The organism is Pseudomonas sp. C 49-2 (genome assembly GCF_003970195.1).
Classification (GTDB): domain Bacteria; phylum Pseudomonadota; class Gammaproteobacteria; order Pseudomonadales; family Pseudomonadaceae; genus Aquipseudomonas; species Aquipseudomonas canadensis.
Map to the genome: position 1 here is coordinate 289,073 of NZ_RXYG01000008.1, position 26,329 is coordinate 315,401.

Genomic DNA, 26,329 nt, shown 5'->3' on the forward strand with positions numbered 1-26,329 from the left:
CCCAAAAGGGGCTTGTTCCAGATTCAAGGTCACCGGTGGTCAGTATCTTGCGATATTGAGCACCTGGACGTTGAAAGCACTTACCAGCTGGCTTTAACCAGACCTGGTACGTCACCACGCATTGCCGCTTCACGCAGTTTGTTACGGCCGAGGCCGAACTTGCGGTAAACGCCGTGTGGACGACCGGTCAGGCGGCAGCGGTTACGCATGCGCGAAGCGCTTGCGTCACGTGGCTGCTTCTGCAGGGCAACTGTAGCTTCCCAACGTGCTTCTGGACTTGCGTTCAGATCAACGATGATTGCTTTCAGTGCTGCACGCTTCTTGGCGTACTTGGCAACCGTGAGCTGACGCTTCAGCTCGCGGTTTTTCATGCTCATCTTGGCCATGGTCCTACTCCAATCAGTTGCGGAACGGGAATTTGAAAGCACGCAACAGGGCGCGACCTTCATCATCGTTCTTGGCAGTGGTGGTCAGGGTGATGTCCAGACCGCGGAGAGCATCGATCTTGTCGTAGTCGATTTCCGGGAAGATGATCTGCTCTTTCACGCCCATGCTGTAGTTACCACGACCATCGAAGGACTTGGCATTCAGGCCGCGGAAGTCGCGAACCCGAGGCAGGGAGATCGACAGCAGACGATCCAGGAACTCGTACATACGCTCACGGCGCAGGGTCACTTTGACGCCGATCGGCCAACCTTCACGGACCTTAAAGCCAGCGATGGATTTCCGAGCGTAGGTCACAACGACTTTCTGGCCGGTGATCTTTTCAAGGTCAGCAACAGCGTGCTCGATGACTTTTTTGTCGCCGATCGCTTCGCCCAGACCCATGTTCAGGGTGATTTTGGTAACGCGCGGAACTTCCATCACGTTCCCAAGCTTAAGTTCTTCCTTAAGCTTAGGGGCGATTTCCTTCCGGTAAATCTCTTGTAGTCGTGCCATGGTCTAATCTACCTAGCAGTGTTCAAGCATCAACCGCTTTTTGGGTCGACTTGAAGACACGAATTTTCTTACCGTCTTCTACTTTGAAACCAACGCGGTCAGCCTTGTTGGTTTCGCCGTTGAAGATGGCGACGTTAGAAGCATCCAGCGGAGCTTCTTTCTCGACGATACCGCCCTGCACGCCCGACATCGGGTTAGGCTTGGTATGACGCTTGACCAGGTTCAGACCACCGATAACCAGACGGTTATTAGCGAGAACCTTAAGCACCTTACCGCGCTTACCTTTGTCTTTGCCGGCGATCACGATGATCTCGTCGTCACGACGAATCTTTTGCATGTCGGATCTCCTTACAGCACTTCTGGGGCGAGCGAGACGATCTTCATGAACTTCTCAGTACGAAGTTCACGGGTCACTGGCCCAAAGATACGGGTGCCGATCGGCTCTTGCTTGTTGTTCAGAAGAACAGCAGCGTTGCCATCAAAGCGGATAATGGAGCCATCAGCACGACGTACGCCGTGACGAGTGCGGACTACAACAGCAGTCATCACTTGGCCTTTTTTCACTTTACCGCGAGGAATTGCTTCCTTCACGGTAACTTTGATGATGTCACCGATACCAGCGTAACGACGATGGGAGCCACCCAGCACCTTGATGCACATAACGCGGCGAGCGCCGCTGTTATCGGCCACATCGAGCATGGATTGAGTCTGAATCATATAATTTCTCCGACCCCTAGTCCTTAGACTTCCACAGCGCGTTCGAGAACATCAACCAGTGCCCAAGACTTGGTCTTGGCCAGCGGACGAGTTTCACGAATAGTGACTTTGTCGCCGATGTGGCACTGATTGGTTTCGTCGTGCGCGTGCAGCTTAGTCGAACGCTTAACATATTTACCGTAGATCGGGTGCTTAACGCGACGCTCGATCAGAACGGTGATGGTTTTGTCCATCTTGTCGCTGACAACACGGCCAGTCAGCGTACGGACAGTCTTTTCGGCTTCAGCCATGATCACTTACCTGCCTGCTGGTTGAGCACAGTCTTCACGCGAGCGATGTCACGCTTAACTTGCGAGAGCAGATGAGACTGCCCCAACTGGCCAGTTGCTTTCTGCATACGCAGATTGAACTGGTCGCGCAGCAGGCCGAGCAGTTGCTCGTTCAGCTGCTGTGCGGATTTTTCACGAAGTTCATTCGCTTTCATCACATCACCGTCCGTTTAACAAAGGAGGTGGCGAGCGGCAGCTTTGCAGCAGCCAGGGCGAAAGCCTCACGCGCCAGCTCTTCAGAAACACCCTCGATTTCATACAGGACTTTGCCTGGCTGAATCTGGGCTACCCAGTATTCCACGTTACCCTTACCTTTACCCATCCGAACCTCGAGAGGTTTTTTGGAGATCGGCTTGTCCGGGAATACACGGATCCAGATCTTGCCGCCACGTTTTACGTGACGGGTCAGAGCACGACGCGCTGACTCGATCTGACGAGCGGTGAGACGACCACGAGCTACAGACTTCAGCGCGAACTCGCCGAAGCTGACTTTGCTACCGCGCTGAGCCAGACCACGGTTGTGGCCTGTCATCTGCTTGCGGAACTTCGTACGCTTAGGTTGCAACATTTGGCGTACCCCTTACTTAGCAGCTTTTTTACGAGGCGCTGGTGCTTGTGGTTTCAGTTCTTCTTGGCGACCACCAATTACTTCGCCTTTGAAGATCCAAACCTTTACACCGATCACACCGTAAGTGGTGTGAGCTTCGTAGTTGGCATAGTCGATGTCGGCACGCAGGGTGTGCAGTGGCACACGACCTTCGCGATACCATTCAGTACGTGCGATTTCAGCACCGCCGAGACGACCGCTCACTTGGATTTTGATGCCTTTGGCACCAATGCGCATGGCGTTCTGTACAGCGCGCTTCATAGCGCGACGGAACATTACGCGACGCTCCAGCTGCTGAGCTACGCTCTGCGCAACCAGCATACCGTCGAGTTCCGGCTTGCGGATCTCTTCGATATTGATGTGCACAGGCACACCCATTTGCTTGGTCAGGTCCTGACGCAGTTTCTCAACATCTTCACCTTTCTTCCCGATAACGATACCTGGACGAGCGGTGTGGATGGTGATACGTGCAGTTTGGGCCGGACGATGGATATCGATACGGCTTACGGACGCGCTTTTTAGTTTGTCTTGGAGATACTCACGCACCTTCAGATCAGCGAACAAATAGTCCGCATAAGTCCGACCGTCTGCGTACCAGACGGAGGTGTGCTCCTTGACGATTCCCAGGCGAATGCCAATGGGATGTACTTTCTGACCCATCTCTTCGACTCCGTTACTTGTCAGCAACCTTGACAGTGATATGGCAAGACCGCTTGACGATGCGATCAGCACGGCCTTTGGCACGTGGCATGATGCGCTTCAGCGAACGCCCTTCGTTGACGAAAACGGTGCTGACCTTCAGGTCATCAACGTCTGCGCCTTCGTTATGCTCGGCGTTGGCTACGGCCGACTCCAGCACTTTCTTCATGATCTCGGCGGCTTTCTTACTGCTGAAAGCCAACAGGTTGAGCGCTTCGCCCACCTTCTTCCCGCGGATCTGGTCGGCGACCAAGCGGGCTTTCTGGGCGGAGATTCGAGCGCCCGACAACTTAGCGGCTACTTCCATTTCCTAACCCCTTAACGCTTGGCTTTCTTGTCTGCCACGTGCCCACGATAAGTGCGGGTACCGGCAAACTCGCCTAGTTTGTGGCCGACCATGTCTTCGTTCACGAGAACTGGGACGTGCAAGCGACCGTTGTGTACAGCGATGGTCAGACCGACCATTTGTGGCAGGATCATCGAACGACGCGACCAGGTCTTAACTGGTTTGCGATCGTTCTTTTCCGCCGCCACTTCGATCTTCTTCAGTAGGTGAAGATCAATAAAAGGACCTTTTTTCAGAGAACGTGGCACTGTCGTATCCCTCTATTTACTTGCGACGACGGACGATCATTTTGTCGGTACGCTTATTACCACGAGTCTTCGCGCCCTTAGTCGGGAAGCCCCATGGCGATACCGGATGACGACCACCAGAGGTACGACCTTCACCACCACCGTGTGGGTGGTCAACCGGGTTCATGGCAACACCACGAACGGTTGGGCGAACGCCACGCCAGCGTTTGGCACCAGCTTTACCCAGCGAACGCAGGCTGTGCTCGGAGTTCGAGACTTCGCCCAGGGTCGCGCGGCATTCAGCCAGCACTTTACGCATCTCACCAGAACGCAGACGCAGGGTCACGTAGACACCTTCACGAGCGATCAGCTGAGCCGAAGCACCAGCGGAACGAGCGATTTGCGCGCCTTTACCTGGCTTCAATTCGATGCCGTGTACGGTGCTACCAACTGGAATGTTGCGCAGTTGCAGAGCGTTGCCCGGCTTGATCGGTGCCAAAGCACCTGCGATCAGCTGGTCGCCAGCGCTCACGCCTTTAGGGGCGATGATGTAGCGACGCTCGCCATCTGCGTACAGCAGCAGAGCGATGTGAGCAGTACGGTTTGGATCGTATTCGATACGCTCGACAGTGGCAGCGATGCCATCTTTGTCGTTGCGACGGAAATCGACCAGACGATAATGCTGCTTATGGCCACCACCGATGTGACGAGTGGTAATACGACCATTGTTGTTACGACCACCAGACTTCGATTTTTTCTCGAGCAGCGGTGCGTGAGGAGCGCCTTTATGCAGCTCCTGGTTGACCACCTTGACCACAAAACGGCGGCCAGGGGAAGTCGGTTTGCATTTAACGATTGCCATGATGCACCCCTTCCTTACTCAGCACTGCTGCTGAAATCGAGATCTTGGCCTGGCTGAAGGGAGATAACTGCCTTCTTCCAGTCATTACGCTTGCCCAGACCGCGAGCAGTGCGCTTGCTCTTACCCAGAACATTCAGGGTAGTAACACGCTCTACTTTCACGCTGAACAGGCTTTCGACGGCCTTCTTGATTTCCAGCTTGGTTGCGTCAGTTGCAACCTTGAAAACGAACTGGCCTTTCTTGTCAGCCAGAACCGTAGCCTTTTCGGAAACGTGCGGGCCAAGCAGAACTTTAAATACGCGTTCCTGGTTCATCCCAGCAGCTCCTCGAATTTCTTCACGGCCGACACGGTGATCAACACCTTGTCGTATGCGATCAGACTAACTGGATCGGAACCTTGCACGTCACGTACATCAACGTGTGGCAGGTTGCGAGCAGCCAGGTACAGGTTCTGATCAACAGCTTCCGACACGATCAAAACGTCGGTCAGGCTCATGTTGTTCAGTTTGCCCAGCAGATCTTTGGTTTTCGGGCTTTCAACAGCGAAGTCCTGAACCACGACCAGACGGTCAGTACGCACGAGTTCAGCAAGGATGGAGCGCAGAGCTGCGCGATACATCTTCTTGTTGAGCTTCTGCGAGTGATCCTGCGGACGAGCTGCGAAAGTGGTACCACCGCCACGCCAGATTGGGCTACGGATAGTACCGGCACGAGCACGGCCAGTACCTTTCTGACGCCAAGGGCGCTTACCGCCACCACGAACGTCGGAACGGGTCTTTTGCTGCTTGCTACCTTGACGGCCGCCGGCCATGTAGGCCACGACTGCTTGGTGAACCAGCGTCTCGTTGAACTCGCCGCCAAACGTCAGTTCGGAAACTTCGATCGCTTGAGCGTCATTTACATTTAATTGCATGTCAGCTTCCCCTTAACCGCGAGCCTTGGCCGCCGGACGTACAACCAGGTTGCCGCCAGTAGCGCCAGGAACAGCACCCTTGACCAACAACAGATTGCGTTCAGCGTCGACGCGCACTACTTCGAGGGACTGCACGGTCACGCGCTCAGCGCCCATATGACCGGACATTTTTTTGCCCTTGAATACACGACCAGGAGTCTGGCACTGGCCAATAGAGCCCGGGACGCGGTGGGAAACGGAGTTACCGTGAGTGTTGTCTTGGCCACGGAAATTCCAACGCTTGATCGTACCCTGGAAGCCTTTACCTTTGGACTGACCGGTTACATCAACCAGTTGACCAGCAGCGAAGATTTCAGCGTTGATCAGATCGCCAGCCTGGTAGTCGCCGTCTTCGAGACGGAACTCCATAACAGTGCGACCAGCTGCAACGTTCGCTTTAGCGAAGTGACCTGCTTGAGCAGCAGTCACGCGCGAAGCACGACGCTCGCCGACAGTGACTTGCACTGCACGATAGCCATCGGTCTCTTCAGTTTTGAACTGGGTGACGCGATTCGGCTCGATCTCAATGACCGTGACCGGAATGGAGACACCTTCTTCGGTGAAAATACGGGTCATACCGCATTTACGACCGACTACACCAATAGTCATGTTGTAAACCTCATGAGTGTACGGGGCTTTCACCCGCTATGGCCGCCCATTTCAGAGCGTTACACGACTAAGACCCAAGTCTTAGCCGAGGCTGATCTGTACTTCCACACCGGCCGCCAGATCGAGCTTCATAAGTGCATCAACGGTTTTATCCGTTGGCTGGACGATGTCCAGTACGCGCTTATGAGTACGGATCTCGTACTGGTCACGCGCGTCTTTGTTGACGTGCGGGGAGACCAGAACGGTGAACCGCTCTTTACGGGTAGGCAGTGGAATTGGACCACGCACTTGTGCACCAGTACGTTTCGCGGTTTCCACGATTTCCTGGGTGGATTGGTCGATCAGGCGATGGTCAAAAGCCTTCAACCTGATACGGATTTGCTGATTTTGCATTGGATTTCAGACTCCGGCTGCTATTCCCAGCGAGCGCAATACGCCCGTTAAAAGGAGGCGCAATTCTATAGACGGCCCTGATAGGTGTCAACCCAATAAAAAAGGCCCCCGCTGAGCGGGGGCCTTTTCAAAACATCAGAGCTATCTCAGAAGAGATAATTACTCGATGATTTTAGCTACAACGCCAGCACCAACGGTACGGCCGCCTTCACGGATTGCGAAACGCAGACCGTCTTCCATAGCGATGGTTTTGATCAGGGTGACAACCATTTTGATGTTGTCGCCTGGCATTACCATTTCTACGCCTTCCGGCAGTTCGCAGTTACCAGTTACGTCGGTAGTACGGAAGTAGAACTGTGGACGGTAGCCTTTGAAGAACGGAGTGTGACGACCGCCCTCTTCTTTGCTCAGCACGTACACTTCAGCTTCGAACTTGGTGTGCGGCTTAACCGAACCTGGCTTAACCAGAACCTGGCCACGCTCAACGTCGTCACGCTTGGTACCACGCAGCAGAACGCCGCAGTTCTCGCCAGCACGACCTTCGTCGAGCAGTTTACGGAACATTTCAACACCGGTGCAGGTGGTGACGGTAGTGTCACGCAGACCAACGATTTCCAGTGGATCTTGAACCTTAACGATACCGCGCTCGATACGACCAGTTACAACAGTACCGCGACCGGAGATCGAGAATACGTCTTCGATTGGCATCAGGAACGGCTTGTCGATAACACGGACTGGATCTGGGATGTAGCTGTCCAGAGTCTCAACCAGTTTACGAACGGACGTGGTGCCCATTTCGTTGTCGTCTTTGCCTTCCAGAGCCATACGAGCAGAACCGATGATGATCGGAGTGTCGTCGCCTGGGAAGTCGTAAGTGCTCAGCAGATCGCGCACTTCCATCTCAACCAGTTCCAGCAGCTCAGCGTCGTCTACCAGGTCAGCCTTGTTCAGGTAAACCACGATGTACGGAACGCCTACCTGACGGGACAGCAGGATGTGCTCACGGGTTTGTGGCATCGGACCATCAGCGGCCGAGCAAACCAGGATAGCGCCGTCCATTTGAGCAGCACCGGTGATCATGTTCTTCACATAGTCAGCGTGACCTGGGCAGTCAACGTGAGCGTAGTGACGGATCAGCGAGTTGTATTCAACGTGCGCGGTGTTGATGGTGATACCACGAGCTTTCTCTTCTGGCGCGCTGTCGATTTTATCGAAATCAACGATTGCGGAACCGAAAACTTCGGAGCAAACGCGAGTCAGAGCAGCAGTCAGAGTGGTTTTACCGTGGTCAACGTGACCGATGGTGCCAACGTTGACGTGCGGTAGGGAACGATCAAATTTTTCTTTAGCCACGACAATTAACTCCTTGCCTAAAGGACTGAATCAGCCTTGTTTTTTGGATACAGTTTCAGCGATGTGCGCCGGAGCTGTGTTGTATTTTTTGAATTCCATAGAGTAGCTTGCGCGACCCTGGGACATGGAGCGAACGTCGGTCGCATAACCGAACATCTCACCCAGCGGAACCTCGGCGCGAATCACTTTGCCGGAAACCGTGTCTTCCATACCCAAGATCATGCCGCGACGACGGTTAAGGTCGCCCATGACATCACCCATATAGTCTTCAGGTGTAACAACTTCTACCGCCATGATTGGCTCAAGCAACTCACCACCGCCCTTCTGGGCCAGTTGCTTGGTTGCCATGGAAGCAGCCACCTTAAACGCCATCTCGTTGGAGTCGACGTCGTGGTAAGAACCGTCAAAAACGGTTGCTTTCAGGCCGATCAGCGGATAGCCGGCAACAACACCGTTCTTCATCTGCTCTTCGATACCCTTCTGGATAGCAGGGATGTATTCCTTAGGAACAACACCACCCACTACTTCGTTCACGAATTGCAGACCTTCCTGACCTTCGTCAGCAGGAGCAAAACGGATCCAGCAGTGACCGAACTGACCACGACCGCCGGACTGACGAACGAACTTGCCTTCGATTTCACAGTTCTTCGTGATGCGCTCACGATAGGAAACCTGAGGCTTACCGATGTTGGCTTCGACGTTGAACTCACGGCGCATCCGGTCAACCAGGATGTCCAGGTGCAGCTCGCCCATGCCGGAGATGATCGTTTGACCAGTCTCTTCATCAGTCTTGACGCGGAAAGATGGATCTTCCTGAGCAAGCTTGCCCAGAGCGATACCCATTTTTTCCTGGTCATCCTTGGTCTTAGGCTCTACGGCAACCGAAATAACCGGCTCCGGGAAGTCCATACGAACCAGGATGATTGGCTTGGCAGCGTCGCACAAAGTCTCACCAGTGGTGACGTCCTTCATGCCGATCAGGGCCGCGATGTCACCAGCGCGCACTTCCTTGATCTCTTCACGGGCGTTTGCGTGCATTTGCACCATACGACCCACGCGCTCTTTCTTGCCTTTAACCGAGTTGATCACGCCGTCGCCGGAGGCCAACACGCCCGAGTAAACGCGGACGAAGGTCAAAGTACCCACGAATGGGTCAGTTGCGATCTTGAACGCCAGAGCCGAGAACGGCTCGCTGTCATCGGCGTGACGCTCCATCTCTTCTTCCTCGTTATCAGGGTTGGTACCCTTGATAGCAGGAATGTCGGTTGGAGCCGGCAGGTAGTCGATAACGGCGTCGAGAACCAGGGGAACACCCTTGTTCTTGAAGGAAGAACCGCAAACAGCCAAGACGATCTCACCAGCAATAGTACGCTGACGCAGAGCAGCCTTGATTTCCACGTTGGTGAGTTCTTCACCTTCGAGGTACTTGTTCATCAGCTCTTCGCTGGCTTCGGCAGCAGCCTCAACCATGTTGTTGCGCCACTCGTCAGCCAGTTCCTGCAACTCTGCAGGGATAGGCTTACGAACAGGAACCATACCTTTGTCGGAATCATTCCAGTAAACAGCTTCCATATTGATCAGATCGATCTGACCCTGGAAGTTGTCCTCGGAACCGATAGCCAATTGAATTGGCACCGGGGTGTGACCCAGACGCTGCTTGATCTGACCGATCACGCGCAGGAAGTTGGCACCAGCACGGTCCATCTTGTTTACGTAAACAAGACGTGGAACGCCGTACTTGTTGGCTTGACGCCATACGGTTTCCGACTGAGGCTCAACACCCGAGGTACCGCAGAACACAACGACAGCGCCGTCGAGTACGCGCAGGGAACGTTCAACTTCAATGGTGAAGTCTACGTGGCCTGGGGTATCGATTACGTTGAAGCGATGCTCGTCTTTGTACTGCTTCTCGGAACCTTTCCAGAAGGCGGTAATAGCAGCAGAAGTAATGGTAATACCACGCTCCTGCTCCTGAACCATCCAGTCTGTGGTCGCGGCGCCGTCATGCACCTCGCCCATTTTGTGACTTTTGCCGGTGTAAAACAGTACGCGCTCGGTGGTGGTGGTTTTACCAGCATCCACGTGAGCAACGATACCGATGTTACGGTAGCGGCTAATCGGAGTAGTACGAGCCATAAAGCCCTCGCAAAATTAGTGAAGCTAAGATTAGAAGCGGTAGTGCGAGAAAGCTTTGTTAGCTTCAGCCATACGGTGCACGTCTTCACGCTTCTTAACAGCAGCACCTTTACCTTCAGCAGCGTCCAACAGCTCGCCGGCCAAACGCAGAGCCATAGACTTCTCGCCGCGCTTACGGGCGAAGTCTACCAACCAGCGCATTGCCAGAGCGTTACGACGGGACGGGCGAACTTCGACCGGAACCTGGTAAGTAGCACCGCCTACACGGCGCGACTTCACTTCGACCAGCGGAGCGATGGCGTCGAGAGCTTTCTCGAAGATTTCCAGGGGGTCGCTGTTCTTGCGTTCTTTAACCTTTTCCAGCGCGCCATAAACGATACGCTCGGCAACGGCTTTCTTGCCGCTTTCCATCACGTGGTTCATGAACTTGGCCAGGATTTGGCTTCCGTATTTTGGATCGTCAAGCACTTCGCGCTTGGCTGCTACGCGTCTTCTTGGCATGGATAAGCCCTCAAACGGTCTTCAGGTTCGTTCGGAATCGGTGCCCTTACGGGACGCCTCCGACCTTACTCTTATCGACTCAGAAAATAAGATGATTCAGTTTTACAAAAAGCCGCTACTACTTAGGCTTCTTGGTACCGTACTTCGAACGACCCTGGTTACGACCTTTAACGCCGGAAGTATCCAAGGAGCCGCGTACGGTGTGGTAACGAACACCTGGCAAGTCTTTTACACGACCGCCGCGGATCAGTACCACGCTGTGCTCTTGCAGGTTGTGACCTTCACCACCGATGTACGAGGAAACCTCGAAACCGTTGGTCAGGCGCACACGGCATACTTTACGCAGTGCCGAGTTAGGTTTTTTCGGCGTGGTGGTATACACACGGGTGCATACGCCACGACGTTGCGGGCAGTTCTGCAGCGCAGGCACGTCGGATTTCTCGACGATACGCTTACGCGGCTGACGTACCAGCTGGTTGATAGTTGCCATCTACTAGCTCCACTGTTGTCTTGCGACGCTATTGTCTTGCAAGAAAAGCAAAATGGCAGGAACGAATTCCCGCCAAATTTAGGGGTACAAGAGTCTAAAGAGGATCTTGCCCCCAGTCAAGGCAAGGCCCCGACATCCCCACTCACCGAACCGGGGCAAAAATGCCTCGATCCGACGAGTGGGGCTGCCGGGGCCCAGACTTATCTAGTGCAGAACTCAGTTACCGCTAGAGTTCAGCGCTTCGGTCAGTGCAGCTTCCACTTCACTGGCGCTTACGCGCAGCGGCTTGTCAGCATCACGGCGACGCTTACGCTCGCTGTGGTAAGCCAAACCGGTACCGGCTGGGATCAGACGACCCACAACCACGTTCTCTTTCAGGCCGCGCAGGTAATCGCGCTTGCCGGTTACCGCTGCTTCGGTCAGTACACGAGTGGTCTCCTGGAAGGAGGCCGCCGAGATGAACGACTCAGTGGACAACGACGCCTTGGTGATACCCAGCAGCACGCGAGTGAACTTGGAGACAAATTTGTCTTCCGCGCCCAAACGCTCGTTCTCTACCAGTACGTGAGTCAGTTCCATCTGGTCGCCCTTGATGAAACTGGAATCGCCGGATTCAGCGATTTCAACTTTACGCAACATCTGACGCAGGATGGTCTCGATGTGCTTATCGTTGATCTTCACGCCTTGCAGGCGGTAAACGTCCTGGATCTCGTTAACGATGTACTTGGCCAGCGCACTCACACCCAGCAGACGCAGGATATCGTGTGGATCGCTCGGGCCGTCGGAGATAACTTCGCCGCGGTTTACCTGTTCGCCTTCGAAGACGTTCAGGTGACGCCACTTCGGAATCAGCTCTTCGTACGGATCGGTACCGTCGTTCGGAGTAATGACCAGACGGCGCTTGCCCTTGGTCTCTTTACCGAACGCGATGGTGCCGCTGACTTCAGCCAGAATCGACGCTTCTTTCGGACGACGCGCTTCGAACAAGTCGGCAACACGCGGCAGACCACCGGTGATGTCTCGAGTTTTCGAAGTTTCTTGCGGGATACGCGCGATAACATCACCGATCGCGATCTTCGCACCATCCGCTACACCGACCAGGGCGTTGGCTGGCAGGAAGTACTGAGCGATTACGTCAGTGCCTGGCAGCAACAAGTCCTTGCCGTTGTCATCGACCATCTTCACGGCAGGACGGATGTCTTTACCGGCAGCTGGACGATCTTTCGCGTCGAGTACTTCAATGTTGGTCATACCGGTCAATTCGTCAGTCTGACGCTTGATCGTGATGCCTTCTTCCATGCCCACGTAGGTCACGGTACCTTTCATTTCGGTAACGATTGGGTGAGTGTGCGGATCCCACTTGGCCACGATTGCGCCAGCGTCGACCTTGTCACCTTCTTTAACCGAAATCACAGCACCGTACGGCAGCTTGTAACGCTCGCGCTCACGACCGTAGTCATCAGCGATTGCCAGCTCACCGGAACGGGACACAGCAACCAGGTGGCCATCCACTCGTTCAACGTGTTTCAGGTTGTGCAGACGGACGGTACCGCCATTCTTCACCTGAACGCTGTCGGCTGCGGAGGTCCGGCTTGCCGCACCACCGATGTGGAACGTACGCATGGTCAGCTGGGTACCCGGCTCACCGATGGACTGGGCAGCGATAACGCCGACCGCTTCACCGATGTTCACCTGGTGACCACGAGCCAAGTCACGGCCGTAGCACTTGGCGCAGATGCCGTAGCGGGTTTCGCAGCTGATCGGCGAGCGAACGATCACTTCGTCGATGCTGTTGAGTTCGATGAACTCGACCCACTTTTCGTCTACCAGGGTGCCGGCAGGAACAATAACTTCCTCGGTACCTGGCTTGAATACGTCACGGGCAATAACACGACCCAATACGCGCTCACCCAGCGGCTCTACAACGTCACCGCCTTCAATGTGCGGTGTCATCAGCAGGCCATGCTCGGTGCCGCAATCGATCTCGGTTACAACCAGATCTTGTGCAACGTCTACCAGACGACGAGTCAGGTAACCGGAGTTAGCAGTTTTCAACGCGGTATCCGCAAGACCCTTACGAGCACCGTGAGTCGAGATGAAGTACTGGAGTACGCTCAAACCTTCCCGGAAGTTCGCAGTAATCGGCGTTTCGATGATGGAGCCGTCCGGCTTGGCCATCAAGCCACGCATACCGGCGAGCTGACGGATCTGCGCAGCAGAACCCCGTGCGCCCGAGTCAGCCATCATGTACATCGAGTTGAAGGACTCTTGGTCAACTTCGTCGCCGTGACGGTCGATGACTTTCTCTTTCGAGAGGTTGGCCATCATCGCCTTGGAAACTTCGTCGTTCGCCTTCGACCAAAGATCGATTACCTTGTTGTACTTCTCGCCCTGGGTTACCAGGCCGGAGGCGTACTGGCTTTCGATCTCTTTCACTTCATCGGTTGCAGCCGCGATGATGCGAGCTTTTTCATCCGGGATAACGAAGTCGTTAACACCAATGGAAACGCCGGAGATGGTCGAATAAGCAAAACCGGTGTACATCAACTGGTCAGCGAAGATCACGGTCTCTTTCAAACCAACCACGCGGTAGCACTGGTTGATCAGCTTGGAGATCGCTTTTTTCTTCATCGGCAGGTTGACGACATCGTACGACAGACCTTTTGGCACAACTTGATACAGCAGCGCACGGCCGACAGTGGTGTCGACGATACGAGTGTTGCTCACGCTGCCGCCGTCACGGTCGTTGACGGTTTCGTTGATCCGCACTTTGACCTTGGCGTGCAGTGCGGCTTCGCCGGCACGGAACACACGGTCAACTTCTTGCAGGTCAGCGAACACACGACCTTCGCCTTTGGCGTTGATCGCTTCACGAGTCATGTAGTACAGACCCAATACAACGTCCTGCGACGGAACGATGATTGGCTCACCGTTGGCTGGCGACAGAATGTTGTTGGTCGACATCATCAACGCACGCGCTTCCAACTGGGCTTCCAGTGTCAGCGGTACGTGCACGGCCATTTGGTCGCCGTCGAAGTCGGCGTTGTACGCAGCACAGACCAGCGGGTGCAGCTGGATAGCCTTACCTTCGATCAGTACCGGTTCAAACGCCTGGATCCCCAGACGGTGAAGGGTCGGTGCACGGTTGAGAAGAACCGGGTGTTCGCGGATCACTTCAGCGAGAACGTCCCAAACCTCAGGCAGCTCGCGCTCGACCATTTTCTTGGCCGCTTTGATGGTGGTCGCGAGACCGCGCATTTCCAGCTTGCCGAAGATGAATGGTTTGAACAGCTCAAGTGCCATCTTCTTAGGCAGACCGCACTGGTGCAGACGCAGGGTCGGGCCTACGGTAATTACCGAACGACCGGAGTAGTCAACACGCTTACCGAGCAAGTTCTGACGGAAACGACCTTGCTTACCCTTGATCATGTCAGCCAAGGATTTCAGAGGACGCTTGTTCGAACCGGTGATAGCGCGGCCACGACGACCGTTGTCGAGCAGGGCATCGACAGCTTCTTGCAACATACGCTTTTCGTTGCGCACGATGATGTCCGGAGCGGACAGATCAAGCAGGCGCTTCAAGCGGTTGTTACGGTTGATCACGCGGCGGTACAGGTCGTTGAGGTCGGACGTCGCGAAACGACCACCGTCCAACGGTACCAGCGGACGCAGGTCTGGCGGCAGAACCGGCAGAACGGTCAGCACCATCCACTCTGGCAAGTTGCCGGAACCCTGGAAGGCTTCCATCAACTTCAGACGCTTGGACAGTTTCTTGATCTTGGTTTCGGAGTTGGTTTGCGGAATTTCTTCACGCAGGCGGCCAATCTCGTGTTCCAGGTCGATAGCGTGCAGCAGTTCGCGGACAGCTTCAGCACCCATGCGGGCATCGAAATCGTCACCGAATTCTTCCAGCGCTTCGAAGTACTGCTCGTCGTTCAGCAGCTGACCTTTTTCAAGGGTGGTCATGCCTGGATCGATAACGACATAGCTCTCGAAGTAGAGAACGCGTTCGATATCACGCAGGGTCATGTCCATCAGCAAGCCGATACGGGACGGCAGCGATTTCAGGAACCAGATGTGAGCAACCGGCGAAGCCAGTTCGATGTGCGCCATGCGCTCACGACGAACTTTAGCCAGTGCAACTTCAACGCCGCACTTCTCGCAGATCACACCACGGTGCTTCAAGCGCTTGTACTTACCGCACAGGCACTCGTAATCCTTAACCGGGCCAAAGATCTTGGCGCAGAACAGGCCGTCACGCTCAGGTTTGAACGTACGGTAGTTGATGGTTTCCGGCTTTTTAACTTCACCGAACGACCACGAACGGATCATCTCAGGCGATGCCAATCCAATACGGATGGCGTCGAACTCTTCGACTTGACCCTGGTTTTTCAGCAAATTCAGTAGGTCTTTCAAGGCCTTTCCTCCTGGCGGAGCAGAGAGCGGGCTAAACGGCCCCGCTCTCGATTCGCGTCACGTGTTATTCGGTTTCCAGATCGATATCGATGCCGAGGGAACGAATTTCTTTGATCAACACGTTGAAGGACTCGGGCATGCCCGGCTCCATACGGTGATCGCCGTCCACGATGTTTTTGTACATCTTGGTCCGACCGTTCACATCGTCCGACTTCACTGTGAGCATTTCTTGCAGAGTGTAAGCAGCACCGTATGCTTCCAGTGCCCAGACCTCCATCTCCCCGAAACGCTGACCACCGAACTGAGCCTTACCACCCAGCGGCTGCTGGGTAACGAGGTTGTACGAACCGGTAGAACGAGCGTGCATCTTGTCGTCTACCAAGTGGTTCAGCTTCAGCATGTACATGTAGCCAACAGTAACCGGGCGCTCGAACTTGTTGCCGGTACGGCCGTCGAACAGCTGCATCTGGCCGCTTTCTGGCAGGTCTGCCAGTTTCAGCATGGCCTTGATTTCGCTTTCCTTGGCACCGTCGAACACCGGGGTAGCCATTGGAACACCGCCGCGCAGGTTCTTCGCCAGATCCAGGATTTCCTGGTCGGTGAAGGTGTCCAGCTCTTCGTTGCGACCGCCGATCTCGTTGTAGATCTCGTGCAGGAACTTACGCAGGTCTGCGACCTTGCGCTGCTCTTCGATCATACGGTTGATCTTCTCGCCCAGACCTTTGGCCGCGAGGCCCAGGTGGGTTTCAAGGATCTGACCAACGTTCATACGCGAAGGTACGCCCAACGGGTTGAGGACGACGTCGACCGGGGTGCCATTGGCATCGTGCGGCATGTCTTCAACCGGCATGATCACGGAGACCACACCTTTGTTACCGTGACGACCAGCCATCTTGTCGCCCGGCTGGATGCGGCGACGGATTGCCAGGTAAACCTTGACGATTTTCAGCACACCTGGAGCCAGGTCATCGCCCTGCTGCAGTTTGCGCTTCTTGTCTTCGAACTTGTCGTCCAGCAGACGGCGGCGATCAACGATGTAGGCCTGAGCCTTCTCGAGCTGCTCGTTCAGAGCGTCTTCAGCCATGCGCAGTTTGAACCACTGGCCGTGCTCAAGACCGTCGAGGATTTCGTCGGTGATGTCCTGACCTTTCTTCAGACCTGCGCCGCCTTCAGCCTTGTGGCCTACCAGGGCGGAGCGCAGACGTTCGAAGGTCGCGCCTTCAACGATACGGAACTCTTCGTTCAGGTCCTTGCGGATCTCGTCGAGCTGGGTCTTCTCGATGGACAGTGCACGAGCATCACGCTCAACGCCGTCACGGGTGAAGACCTGTACGTCGATGACAGTACCTTTGGTACCGGTAGGTACACGCAGGGAGGTGTCTTTAACGTCGCTGGCTTTTTCACCGAAGATGGCGCGCAACAGCTTCTCTTCCGGAGTCAGTTGGGTCTCGCCTTTCGGAGTGACCTTACCGACCAGGATGTCGCCTGCGCCTACTTCAGCACCTACGTAAACGATACCGGCTTCGTCCAGTTTGTTCAGTGCAGCTTCACCCACGTTCGGGATGTCTGCAGTGATTTCCTCTGGCCCAAGCTTGGTGTCACGGGCCACACAGGTCAGTTCCTGAATGTGGATCGTGGTGAAACGGTCTTCTTGAACAACACGCTCGGACAGGCAGATGGAGTCTTCGAAGTTGAAGCCGTTCCATGCCATGAACGCGATGCGCATGTTCTGACCCAGTGCCAGTTCACCCATGTCGGTGGACGGGCCGTCGGCCATGATGTCGCTACGCTGAACGCGATCACCCTTGCTCACCAGCGGACGCTGGTTGATGCAGGTATTCTGGTTCGAGCGGGTGTATTTGGTCAGGTTGTAGATGTCGACACCGGCTTCGCCAGTTTCAACTTCGTCATCGGCAACACGAACCACGATACGGCTGGCATCAACGGAGTCGATCACGCCGCCACGACGAGCCACGACGCAAACGCCGGAGTCACGGGCTACGTTACGCTCCATGCCGGTACCTACCAGCGGCTTGTCAGCGCGCAGGGTCGGTACAGCTTGACGCTGCATGTTGGAACCCATCAACGCACGGTTGGCGTCATCGTGCTCCAGGAACGGGATCAGCGACGCTGCAACCGAAACTACCTGCTTCGGCGAAACGTCCATCAAGGTGACGTCTTCCGGCGCCTTGACGGTGAACTCGTTCAAGTGACGAACAGCTACCAGCTCGTCGATCAGGACTTTCTTGTCGTTCATCGTGGCCGAAGCCTGAGCGATCACGTGATCAGCTTCTTCGATGGCGGACAGGAAAACGATCTCGTCGGTGACCAGGGCGTCTTTCACCACGCGGTACGGGCTCTCGAGGAAGCCGTACTGGTTGGTGCGCGCATAAGCGGCCAGGGAGTTGATCAGACCGATGTTCGGACCTTCCGGCGTTTCGATCGGGCAAACACGACCGTAGTGCGTCGGGTGTACGTCACGCACTTCAAAGCCAGCACGCTCACGGGTCAGACCGCCCGGGCCCAGTGCAGAAACACGGCGCTTGTGGGTGATCTCGGAGAGCGGGTTGTTCTGGTCCATGAACTGCGAGAGCTGGCTGGAACCGAAGAACTCTTTCACCGCTGCAGCCACTGGCTTGGCGTTGATCAGGTCTTGCGGCATCAGGCCTTCGCTTTCAGCCATCGACAGACGCTCTTTGACCGCACGCTCAACACGTACCAGGCCAACGCGGAACTGGTTTTCGGCCATTTCGCCTACACAGCGAACACGACGGTTACCCAGGTGGTCGATGTCATCGACGATGCCTTTACCGTTACGGATGTCGACCAGGGTCTTCAGTACCGCGACGATGTCTTCCTTGCACAGCACGCCCGAACCTTCGATTTCGGTACGACCGATACGACGGTTGAACTTCATCCGGCCGACCGCAGACAGGTCATAGCGCTCAGGGCTGAAGAACAGGTTGTTGAACAGGGTCTCGGCAGCGTCTTTGGTTGGTGGCTCACCAGGACGCATCATGCGATAGATCTCGACCAGCGCTTCCAATTGGTTGCTGGTGGAGTCGATCTTCAGTGTGTCGGAGATGAACGGACCGCAGTCGATGTCGTTGGTGTACAGGGTCTCGATACGAACGACCTGAGCCTTGGCGATTTTGGCCAGGATCTCGGTGTTCAGCTCGGTGTTGCACTCAGCCAGGATTTCGCCTGTAGCCGGGTGAACGATGACCTTGGCGGTAGTACGACCCAGGACGTAGTCCAGAGGCACTTCCAGCTCTTTGATACCGGCTTTTTCGATCTGGTTGATGTGGCGCGCAGTGATACGGCGGCCAGCTTCAACAATGACCTTGCCTTTTTCATCCTGGATGTCCAGGACGGCAATTTCACCACGCAGACGCGAAGCGATCAGCTCCAGCTTGAGGGTTTCATCCTTCAGGCTGAACACGTTGGTGGTATAGAAAGCGTCCAGCACTTGCTCAGTGGTGTAGCCGAGCGCGCGCAGCAGTACCGAGGCCGGCAGCTTGCGACGACGGTCGATACGCACGAACACGCAGTCTTTCGGGTCGAATTCGAAGTCCAACCACGAACCGCGGTACGGAATGATCCGCGCGGAGTACAGGAGCTTGCCGGAGCTGTGCGTCTTGCCGCGGTCGTGGTCGAAGAACACGCCCGGGGAACGGTGCAGCTGGGAAACGATCACACGCTCGGTACCGTTGATAACGAAGGTACCGTTCTCGGTCATCAATGGGATTTCGCCCATGTAGACTTCTTGCTCTTTGATGTCCTTGATCGCTTTGTTCGACGATTCTTTGTCGAAAATGATCAGGCGCACTTTTACCCGCAAAGGTACGGCGTAAGTAACACCGCGCAACACGCATTCTTTGACATCAAATGCCGGTTCGCCCAGGCGATAACCGACGTACTCCAGCGCAGCATTGCCGGAGTAGCTGATGATCGGGAAAACGGATTTGAAGGCCGCATGCAGGCCCACGTCGCGGAACTGATCTTTGGTCGCTCCCGCCTGCAAGAATTCACGATACGAATCCAGCTGGATAGCCAGAAGGTACGGGACATCCATGACGTCCGGCAACTTGCTAAAGTCCTTGCGGATACGTTTTTTCTCAGTATATGAGTAAGCCATCAGCGTTCCCCAGCTTGGTCACCTGCTTGTTTGGCCCTCCCGACGGGAGCAGCCAGAAAATCTCGCAAACCCCATGGTTTGCACCACCGCATCGGGTGGCTACAGCGCGTTAATGGCGGCGACCGAGTCGACAGCCAAGAACGGAAAAAGGCCGGTGGCAAGAGCCACCAGCCATCAGCCTTCAGCTTAACGCTTGGGCTGGAGACGCAAGGTCGATGCTTACTTCAGCTCGACTTTAGCGCCTGCTTCTTCCAGTGTTGCTTTGGCTTTATCAGCTGCGTCTTTCGACACTGCTTCCAGAACCTGGGCAGGAGCGCCGTCAACTACAGCCTTGGCTTCTTTCAGGCCCAGACCGGTCAGTTCACGTACTGCCTTGATCACGTTTACTTTCTTCTCGCCAGCTTCCAGCAGCATGACGTTGAATTCGGTTTGCTCTTCAGCAGCAACAGCAGCAACAGCTGGGCCAGCGGAAGCAGCGGCAGCGGAAACGCCGAATTTTTCTTCGAAAGCTTTGATCAGCTCAACAACCTGCAGAACCGACATTTCAGCTACGGCGTTGAGGATATCGTCTTGGGAGATAGACATTGCTGTATTTCCTGAATTGGGGGACGGCCTACTCGGCCATCGAAATAAACAAAAAACCGCGAGAGAAGTTGCTCAGCCTTAGGCTGCGGCAGCTTCTTTTTGCTCGCGAACTGCGGCCAGAGTACGAGCCAGCTTGCTGGTAGCGCCTTGAATCACGCTCATCAGCTGCGAAATAGCTTCGTTACGGGTCGGCAGTGTTGCCAGTACGTCGATTTGGTTAGCTGCGAGGAACTTGCCCTCGAACGCAGCTGCCTTGATCTCGAACTTGTCCTGACCCTTGGCGAACTCTTTGAACAAACGGGCAGCAGCGCCAGGATGGTCGGTGGAGAACGCAATCAGGGTCGGGCCGGTGAACACGTCGTTGAGGACACTGTATTCAGTGTCAGCAACAGCGCGCTTGAGCAGGGTGTTACGTACAACACGTACGTATACGCCAGCTTCACGAGCCTCTTTACGGAGTCCGGTCATAGCGCCTACTGTCACACCACGGGCATCAGCCACGACAGCGGACAGAGCAGCTTTGGCAGCCTCGTTGACTTCAGCGACGATGGCCTTCTTGTCTTCGAGATTAATTGCCACGGGTTTAACTCCTGCTTGTTACCGTTTCATCTGGCCGGAGCCGGATGTCGTTTTGGTGTCTGATTCGGTAAGGAACCGGGAGCACCATCTGCGTAGGCTTGTGGTTTAAGACTTGCGTCGCCTACGGTCTTGGATAGCCCCCGCCAGGCAGGGACCCCAATTTTTTCAATTGGCGCGATCTCTCGCACCAATCTGTGTCTTATACGTCCAGCGAGCCTTGGTCGATGACCAGACCTGGGCCCATAGTGGTGCTCAGGGTAACGCGCTTGACGTAGATACCTTTCGAGGAAGCTGGCTTGATACGCTTCAGATCAGCGATCAGGGCTTCAACGTTTTCCTTCAGCTTGACGGCATCAAAGCCGACTTTGCCAACGGAGGTGTGAATGATGCCGTTTTTGTCGGTGCGATAACGAACCTGACCAGCCTTGGCGTTTTTAACCGCGGTAGCTACGTCTGGAGTTACGGTGCCGACTTTAGGGTTAGGCATCAGGCCACGTGGACCGAGGATCTGACCCAACTGACCTACAACGCGCATTGCATCCGGGGAAGCAATAACTACGTCATAGTTCAGGTCGCCGCCTTTCATTTCGGCAGCCAGGTCGTCCATGCCAACGCGATCAGCGCCGGCGGCCAGGGCAGCTTCAGCTGCTGGGCCTTGAGTGAAGACAGCTACACGTACAGTCTTGCCAGTACCGTGTGGCAGCACAGTTGCGCTACGAACGACCTGGTCGGATTTACGCGGGTCAACACCCAGGTTTACAGCAACGTCAACGGACTCGCTGAACTTGACAGTCGACAGCTCGGTCAGCAGGGCAGCAGCGTCTACAAAGTTGTAGGACTTGCCCGCTTCGATTTTGCCAGCGATAGCCTTTTGGCGCTTGGTCAGCTTAGCCATTACACACCCTCCACGTTAAGGCCCATGCTACGAGCAGAACCGGCGATGGTACGCACGGCTGCATCCATATCAGCTGCAGTCAGATCCGCGTTTTTGGTTTTCGCGATTTCTTCCAGCTGAGCACGAGTCACGGTGCCAACCTTAACGGTGTTAGGACGAGCGGAACCGCTAGTCAGACCAGCAGCTTTCTTCAACAGAACCGAAGCCGGGGTCGACTTGGTTTCGAAGGTGAAGCTACGGTCGCTGTATACAGTGATGATCACTGGAGTCGGCAGACCTGGCTCAAGACCCTGAGTACGGGCGTTGAAGGCCTTGCAGAATTCCATGATGTTCACGCCGTGCTGACCCAGAGCCGGGCCGACAGGTGGACTAGGGTTGGCCTGAGCGGCCTTCACTTGCAGCTTGATGTAAGCGGTAATCTTCTTGGCCATGAGGCACTCCAATTACGGGTTCAAACGCCTCGAAAGGCTCCCCGGTTACTTGCGCGTTTATCCCAGTGACGACAAAACCCCACAGCCTAAGGCTGCGGGGTTGGGATGCTTGCTCAGCTAGACCTTCTCGACCTGGCTGAACTCTAGCTCTACCGGAGTAGAGCGACCGAAAATGAGCACCGCCACTTGGATCCGGCTCTTTTCGTAGTTAACTTCTTCGACAGTACCGTTGAAATCAGCAAACGGACCATCTGTGACACGAACAACCTCACCCGGCTCGAACAACGTCTTCGGCTTAGGCTTGTCGCTACCATCAGCAACGCGACGCAGAATCGCTTCTGCCTCTTTGTCAGTGATAGGAGCAGGCTTATCAGCGGTACCGCCGATGAAACCCATGACACGAGGGGTATCCTTGACCAAGTGCCAAGTACCTTCATTCATGTCCATCTGAACCAGCACATAGCCAGGAAAGAACTTGCGTTCGCTTTTGCGCTTCTGGCCATTCCGCATTTCAACCACTTCTTCAGTGGGAACCAGAATTTCGCCGAAGCCATCTTCCATGCCTGCCAGCTTTACGCGCTCTAGCAAAGAGCGCATAACATGCTTCTCGTAACCCGAGTAAGCATGCACAACGTACCAACGCTTAGCCACGGGACACCCTTAGCCAACAATCAAGGAAACAAGCCAGCCGAGCAGGGAATCAAGCCCCCACAACAGCAACGCCATAACCAGAACAACAGCCACAACGATCAACGTGGTCTGCGTGGTTTCTTGGCGAGTCGGCCAAACGACTTTACGAATCTCGGTGCGAGCTTCCTTTACCAGGACCGCGAAAGACTTGCCTTTAGCAGTCTGCAGGCCTACAAAGGCAGCTACAGCAGCAAGGGCAAGCAAAGCGAGGACGCGGTACAGGATCGGCGAAGCAGAATAGTACTGATTGCCAACAACGCCTACGACCACCAAGGCAACTACAGCGAGCCACTTGACCAGATCGAAACGAGAGCTTTGAGCTTCAGCCTTAGGAGTCATCTATGAAGATCCTGTGAAAAGAAAGCCAGATACACCACGTGAATCTGGCAGGTCAGGAGGGAATCGAACCCCCAACCTACGGTTTTGGAGACCGTCGCTCTGCCAATTGAGCTACTGACCTAAAACAAAATCAGGCCGACCATTATGCAGGCCTGAAAAAGACTTTACAACAACCAACCCCACTAGACTTGAAATCACCCGACGATAAAGCCAGACGCAACACCAACAAGCCGAGGTAGCTGTTAAAACAAAGGCAGATATTTTCATATCTGCCTTGTCATATGGAGCTCTTGAGCGGATTTGAACCGCTGACCTCACCCTTACCAAGGGTGTGCTCTACCAACTGAGCTACAAGAGCGAAACACCTTGCACAACCTGCAAACTTGGAGCGGGTAGCGGGAATCGAACCCGCATCATCAGCTTGGAAGGCTGAGGTTCTACCACTAAACTATACCCGCGGAGCTTGCAGCTCACGCTAAAAATGGTGGAGGGGGAAGGATTCGAACCTTCGAAGTCGTAGACGTCAGATTTACAGTCTGATCCCTTTGGCCGCTCGGGAACCCCTCCTAAGCGAGCCGGCATTTTACATTACGCCGACCTTCTGTCAAGCATTTTCTCATTTAAAAATATGAGGTTAGCTGCATTGACCTTCGCTTCACGCTGTAGACCTTAAAGGTCTTCACTGCGAAGCGGGCGCCATTCTATGCAAACTATTCGAGAGATGCAACGCCTTCGCACAACATTATTTTATGTTTTAACTCATTGAATTCCTTAGCAAGGTTTTCAAAAGGCAGATCCTCAGCCAGGCGTCGGCTTTCAGGGGCTACGCGCAGCCAATAGCCGGAAGCTTCAGCCGTATTCAGCAATTGAAGCTTGGCCTTTATATCCAGGCTTGTGAGCCGCTGCTCTACAGACTGAGCCTGTCGCTGATCCGCGAAACCACCGATGTACAAACAGGTATTTTGCGCCTCTGCTGCTTTTGCACGATCTCTGCGCACCACAGCATCAGAGGACTCACTGAGCAAGCGGATGTCCTGCTGCCCGCCCTTATAAAGACTTAAGGGCGTGACATCTTTAGCGCGCAACGGCGCTTCTTGCTGATGCCAAATGTAGTAGAAGGCGTTGAGGACAAGTAAGAGCAAAAACAACCAACGCATAATCACCTCAGGACAAAGGACAAGCCATCGCCAAACCGACAAAAACCAGATCTGGAACGAGTCGGGCCTGCGGCACTGCACCTGCCACCAAATCGGCGTCTCCTCCGGTGAGAAACACAGTGAAATCATCGCCCCAGTAGCTTTGCGCCAACTCCAACTGAGTCATTACAAACCCTCTGAGCATAAGCGTACAACCTCGCTCCACCGCCTCTACAGTCGTGCGACCTGGAGATAGGCGCTCCAGCGCCCTTTCAGCCGCAGCGTCGTCGTAGCGTATCTTGCGTGTATGAGTTCGCAGCTGGTTGCGCATGAGGGGCATACCAGGACAAATGAAACCGCCGAGGTGCGCACCATCCGCCGCAATAAAATCCGCCGTGGCTGCCGTGCCGAAATCAAGCACCAGGCAAGCGCCGCGCGCCAGCTTGAATCCGCCCAGCATTGCCAACCAGCGATCAAGACCCAGACGCTCAAAATCTTCGTAGCCGTTGCGTACTCCGCCCATCTCGCGTGCTGGTGCAGCGCAGGAAACGGCAACTCCGAAAGCCTCATGCAGAGCCGCAACGAGCTTGCTTGTTTCTTCCAAGGCACGAACACTCACCAATCGGCAGCGCGTCAGCAACAGCCCGGGAAGCGCCACAAGACTGTCAATCAATGCCAGATCAGAACCGACAACCCCTTCCGCCGATGCACTCGTACCACCCAAATCAAGCACACGCCACTTGATAAAGCTATTCCCACAGTCGAGCTCAAGAATCATCACGCAACCTCAGGCTTAACTCACCACCACTGTATATTTTCTCAACACCATCAACGCTTAAGCGCAACGCCCCCTGGTGGTCTACACCCAGTACAACGCCATCGACTTGACTGACACCCGCGATAAGAGACACCGGCCGCCCCTGCCAGGCGTGACTCTGCTCCCACTCATCTTTGAGTGCGACAAAACCACCCTGCCGGTGCCGCTCAAGATAGCCTTGCAGTTGCAGCCCCACCTGCGCCACCAGCGCATTGCGATTCACCGGAGAACTCGTCTGCAACTGCACCGAAGTCCATTGCTGGTCCACCTCGTCAGCCCTTTGCATATTCACGTTGATGCCTATTCCGAGGACAACGTGGCAGATATCAGCGGGGTCTCCTACCAACTCCAGCAAAATCCCGGCAATTTTCTTCTGCCCTACCAGAACGTCGTTTGGCCACTTCAGAGTAGCACCCTGCACACCCGACTCGCGCAAGGCCTGCATGACCGCCAAGCCCACAACCAGGCTCAGCCCCTCCAACTGTCGCAGGCCCGACTCGATGCGCAATACGAGGCTGTAATACACATTTTGTGCGTATGGACTTACCCACTTCCGACCTCTCCTACCCCGGCCGGCCGTTTGTTGCTCCGCAAGCACCAGGAACGGCGCCGCGTGACCGGCATCAACAAGACGCAAGGCTTCGGCATTAGTGGAGTCAACGGAGTCAGAGACACAAATGGGCCACGTCAAGGAGGGCGCATTCAACGCAATATCTTCAGCAGCCAAGAACACCAGCGGTGACGCCAACTGATACCCCTTACCTCGCACCTTATGTATGGGCAGATTGAGTTCTGCCTCCAGGTGCTGGAGTTGCTTCCAGACAGCACTGCGGCTGACACCCAGGGCCGCGCCAAGCGCTTCCCCCGAGTGGAATCGGCCATCTTTCAGAAGTTTTAACAGCGTCAGCATGCAAATATCGCCTCACAATGAGGCACGCATGATAGCCATGCGCAGGGTCATTGCATAGAAACGGGGGACTTTAGTATTGAAGGTCGTCGAAATGGACGCCTTTTGCTTTTCGACCGCCCAAAACAAAACCCCATCTGCTTTCGCAAATGGGGTTTTGGAATTTAATCTTGACGATGACCTACTCTCACATGGGGAAACCCCACACTACCATCGGCGATGCATCGTTTCACTAC

30 protein-coding genes and 4 tRNA genes are annotated in these 26,329 nt (G+C 55.0%); all 34 read right to left on the reverse strand.

From position 1 onward, the window contains the following. Positions 1-80: 80 nt before the first annotated feature. Complete coding sequence (gene rpsN, locus EJ576_RS18115; RefSeq protein ID WP_003176414.1) at positions 81-386, reverse strand: 30S ribosomal protein S14; 306 nt, start codon at positions 384-386, stop codon at positions 81-83. Between the two features lie 13 nt (positions 387-399). After that, positions 400-939, reverse strand: a complete 540-nt coding sequence (rplE, locus tag EJ576_RS18120; protein ID WP_003194642.1) for a 50S ribosomal protein L5 — start codon at positions 937-939, stop codon at positions 400-402. A 22-nt stretch (positions 940-961) separates the two neighbouring features. Beyond that, positions 962-1,276, reverse strand: a complete 315-nt coding sequence (gene rplX / locus EJ576_RS18125) for a 50S ribosomal protein L24 (protein ID WP_003176416.1) — start codon at positions 1,274-1,276, stop codon at positions 962-964. 11 nt (positions 1,277-1,287) lie between these two features. Beyond that, positions 1,288-1,656, reverse strand: coding sequence for a 50S ribosomal protein L14 (gene rplN / locus EJ576_RS18130; RefSeq protein ID WP_002555479.1), 369 nt, complete (start codon positions 1,654-1,656; stop codon positions 1,288-1,290). Between the two features lie 23 nt (positions 1,657-1,679). Further along, on the reverse strand, positions 1,680-1,946 hold the full coding sequence (gene rpsQ / locus EJ576_RS18135; RefSeq protein ID WP_003176419.1) for a 30S ribosomal protein S17: 267 nt from the start codon (positions 1,944-1,946) through the stop codon (positions 1,680-1,682). Between the two features lie 2 nt (positions 1,947-1,948). Next, positions 1,949-2,140, reverse strand: coding sequence for a 50S ribosomal protein L29 (rpmC, locus tag EJ576_RS18140; RefSeq protein ID WP_002555481.1), 192 nt, complete (start codon positions 2,138-2,140; stop codon positions 1,949-1,951). Then, entirely contained in the window at positions 2,140-2,553 is a 414-nt protein-coding gene (gene rplP / locus EJ576_RS18145; protein ID WP_003176421.1) for a 50S ribosomal protein L16, read from the reverse strand. The genes rpmC and rplP overlap by 1 nt, the downstream gene beginning before the upstream one ends. A gap of 12 nt (positions 2,554-2,565) precedes the next feature. Then, entirely contained in the window at positions 2,566-3,252 is a 687-nt protein-coding gene (rpsC, locus tag EJ576_RS18150; protein WP_003176422.1) for a 30S ribosomal protein S3, read from the reverse strand. 13 nt (positions 3,253-3,265) lie between these two features. Then, a complete protein-coding gene (gene rplV / locus EJ576_RS18155; RefSeq protein ID WP_003103908.1) occupies positions 3,266-3,598 on the reverse strand; it encodes a 50S ribosomal protein L22 in 333 nt (110 codons plus the stop codon). An 11-nt stretch (positions 3,599-3,609) separates the two neighbouring features. Beyond that, positions 3,610-3,885: a 30S ribosomal protein S19 gene (gene rpsS, locus EJ576_RS18160; RefSeq protein WP_003232420.1), complete on the reverse strand. Its 276-nt coding sequence runs from the start codon at positions 3,883-3,885 to the stop codon at positions 3,610-3,612. Positions 3,886-3,901: 16 nt separating this feature from the next. Further along, a complete protein-coding gene (rplB, locus tag EJ576_RS18165) occupies positions 3,902-4,726 on the reverse strand; it encodes a 50S ribosomal protein L2 (RefSeq protein WP_003186055.1) in 825 nt (274 codons plus the stop codon). Between the two features lie 14 nt (positions 4,727-4,740). Next, entirely contained in the window at positions 4,741-5,040 is a 300-nt protein-coding gene (gene rplW, locus EJ576_RS18170) for a 50S ribosomal protein L23 (RefSeq protein WP_002555488.1), read from the reverse strand. Beyond that, positions 5,037-5,639 (reverse strand): 50S ribosomal protein L4, encoded by a 603-nt coding sequence (gene rplD, locus EJ576_RS18175; protein WP_003176424.1) that lies wholly within the window; start codon positions 5,637-5,639, stop codon positions 5,037-5,039. Before rplD ends, rplW begins: the two co-directional genes overlap by 4 nt. Before the next feature lie 12 nt (positions 5,640-5,651). Further along, on the reverse strand, positions 5,652-6,287 hold the full coding sequence (rplC, locus tag EJ576_RS18180; RefSeq protein WP_003194649.1) for a 50S ribosomal protein L3: 636 nt from the start codon (positions 6,285-6,287) through the stop codon (positions 5,652-5,654). 81 nt (positions 6,288-6,368) lie between these two features. Then, positions 6,369-6,680, reverse strand: coding sequence for a 30S ribosomal protein S10 (gene rpsJ, locus EJ576_RS18185; RefSeq protein ID WP_003186070.1), 312 nt, complete (start codon positions 6,678-6,680; stop codon positions 6,369-6,371). Between the two features lie 159 nt (positions 6,681-6,839). Beyond that, complete coding sequence (gene tuf, locus EJ576_RS18190; protein ID WP_003176426.1) at positions 6,840-8,033, reverse strand: elongation factor Tu; 1,194 nt, start codon at positions 8,031-8,033, stop codon at positions 6,840-6,842. A gap of 30 nt (positions 8,034-8,063) precedes the next feature. Continuing rightward, complete coding sequence (gene fusA, locus EJ576_RS18195) at positions 8,064-10,169, reverse strand: elongation factor G (RefSeq protein ID WP_010206921.1); 2,106 nt, start codon at positions 10,167-10,169, stop codon at positions 8,064-8,066. Between the two features lie 30 nt (positions 10,170-10,199). Further along, a complete protein-coding gene (gene rpsG / locus EJ576_RS18200) occupies positions 10,200-10,670 on the reverse strand; it encodes a 30S ribosomal protein S7 (RefSeq protein ID WP_002555493.1) in 471 nt (156 codons plus the stop codon). Between the two features lie 118 nt (positions 10,671-10,788). Continuing rightward, positions 10,789-11,160 (reverse strand): 30S ribosomal protein S12, encoded by a 372-nt coding sequence (gene rpsL, locus EJ576_RS18205; RefSeq protein WP_002555494.1) that lies wholly within the window; start codon positions 11,158-11,160, stop codon positions 10,789-10,791. Positions 11,161-11,376: 216 nt separating this feature from the next. After that, positions 11,377-15,576, reverse strand: a complete 4,200-nt coding sequence (gene rpoC / locus EJ576_RS18210; protein WP_028618132.1) for a DNA-directed RNA polymerase subunit beta' — start codon at positions 15,574-15,576, stop codon at positions 11,377-11,379. A 64-nt stretch (positions 15,577-15,640) separates the two neighbouring features. Continuing rightward, entirely contained in the window at positions 15,641-19,714 is a 4,074-nt protein-coding gene (gene rpoB / locus EJ576_RS18215) for a DNA-directed RNA polymerase subunit beta (RefSeq protein ID WP_126570814.1), read from the reverse strand. 219 nt (positions 19,715-19,933) lie between these two features. Next, positions 19,934-20,299 carry a 50S ribosomal protein L7/L12 gene (gene rplL, locus EJ576_RS18220; protein ID WP_003176432.1) on the reverse strand — a complete coding sequence of 122 codons (366 nt, stop codon included), beginning with the start codon at positions 20,297-20,299 and terminating at the stop codon, positions 19,934-19,936. A 78-nt stretch (positions 20,300-20,377) separates the two neighbouring features. After that, positions 20,378-20,878: a 50S ribosomal protein L10 gene (gene rplJ / locus EJ576_RS18225; protein WP_016977599.1), complete on the reverse strand. Its 501-nt coding sequence runs from the start codon at positions 20,876-20,878 to the stop codon at positions 20,378-20,380. 199 nt (positions 20,879-21,077) lie between these two features. After that, positions 21,078-21,773: a 50S ribosomal protein L1 gene (gene rplA, locus EJ576_RS18230; protein WP_003176434.1), complete on the reverse strand. Its 696-nt coding sequence runs from the start codon at positions 21,771-21,773 to the stop codon at positions 21,078-21,080. Further along, a complete protein-coding gene (rplK, locus tag EJ576_RS18235) occupies positions 21,773-22,204 on the reverse strand; it encodes a 50S ribosomal protein L11 (protein ID WP_003176435.1) in 432 nt (143 codons plus the stop codon). The genes rplA and rplK overlap by 1 nt, the downstream gene beginning before the upstream one ends. A 117-nt stretch (positions 22,205-22,321) precedes the next feature. Next, positions 22,322-22,855, reverse strand: a complete 534-nt coding sequence (gene nusG / locus EJ576_RS18240; protein WP_003176436.1) for a transcription termination/antitermination protein NusG — start codon at positions 22,853-22,855, stop codon at positions 22,322-22,324. 9 nt (positions 22,856-22,864) lie between these two features. After that, positions 22,865-23,233, reverse strand: a complete 369-nt coding sequence (gene secE, locus EJ576_RS18245) for a preprotein translocase subunit SecE (RefSeq protein ID WP_003194658.1) — start codon at positions 23,231-23,233, stop codon at positions 22,865-22,867. A 45-nt stretch (positions 23,234-23,278) separates the two neighbouring features. Continuing rightward, a tRNA-Trp gene (locus tag EJ576_RS18250) sits at positions 23,279-23,354 on the reverse strand. Positions 23,355-23,515: 161 nt separating this feature from the next. Continuing rightward, positions 23,516-23,591 (reverse strand) — tRNA-Thr (locus EJ576_RS18255). A 26-nt stretch (positions 23,592-23,617) separates the two neighbouring features. Then, a tRNA-Gly gene (locus EJ576_RS18260) sits at positions 23,618-23,691 on the reverse strand. A gap of 24 nt (positions 23,692-23,715) precedes the next feature. After that, a tRNA-Tyr gene (locus EJ576_RS18265) sits at positions 23,716-23,800 on the reverse strand. Between the two features lie 143 nt (positions 23,801-23,943). After that, a complete protein-coding gene (locus tag EJ576_RS18270) occupies positions 23,944-24,390 on the reverse strand; it encodes a hypothetical protein (protein ID WP_122727773.1) in 447 nt (148 codons plus the stop codon). 7 nt (positions 24,391-24,397) lie between these two features. Further along, complete coding sequence (locus tag EJ576_RS18275; protein WP_126570815.1) at positions 24,398-25,147, reverse strand: pantothenate kinase; 750 nt, start codon at positions 25,145-25,147, stop codon at positions 24,398-24,400. Further along, a complete protein-coding gene (gene birA, locus EJ576_RS18280) occupies positions 25,137-26,096 on the reverse strand; it encodes a bifunctional biotin--[acetyl-CoA-carboxylase] ligase/biotin operon repressor BirA (protein WP_126570816.1) in 960 nt (319 codons plus the stop codon). Before birA ends, EJ576_RS18275 begins: the two co-directional genes overlap by 11 nt. Between the last annotated feature and the right edge of the window lie 233 nt (positions 26,097-26,329).